Annotated in this window: 1 protein-coding gene; it reads left to right on the top strand. The window is 39.1% G+C overall.

Annotated features, from left to right (window positions below):
• Nucleotides 1-581 (top strand): Ig-like domain-containing protein (locus tag L0U77_RS00005; protein ID WP_478221517.1); only part of this gene is annotated, 581 nt, incomplete at its 3' end.

Genomic DNA, 581 nt, shown 5'->3' with positions numbered 1-581 from the left:
ATCAATGGAACTACTCCAGTTGTAGATACACCAATATCAGTAACAGGAGGAACKGTAACTTTATTAGCAGGAGGAACATTAGATATTCAACCTGATGGAACAGGAACAGAAATTACTTTCCCATACACTATAAGTGATGGAAATGGCGGAACAGATATCGCTAATGTTGCTGTAGCAATCGATAATACACCACCAGTAGCACAGGATGATTCAGCAACAACAACAATCAATACTTCAGTAAAGGTAGATGTTTTAGCGGATAACGGAWRMNGCCACAAATTGCCATTGATAAAGCCTCTTGTTCTTCAGACATATCAAACAACGGAATTTCCTCGCCTTGATTCCAATCGTTATCTGTTCGGTTCAGTAAAGGTAGATGTTTTAGCGGATAACGGAAACGGAATAGATGATGATGTTGATGGAGATACATTAACAATTACAGATATCAATGGAACTACTCCAGTTGTAGATACACCAATTAGTGTAACAGGAGGAACGGTAACTTTATTAGCANTCGCTAATGTTGCTGTAGCAATCGATAATACACCCCCAGTAGCACAGGATGATTCAGCAACAACAAC

This window comes from Tenacibaculum piscium (genome assembly GCF_021390715.1).
GTDB classification, from domain to species: Bacteria; Bacteroidota; Bacteroidia; order Flavobacteriales; family Flavobacteriaceae; genus Polaribacter; species Polaribacter piscius.
The sequence above is the reverse complement of the archived record's forward strand: the minus strand, read 5'-3'. Positions and strand labels throughout refer to the sequence as shown.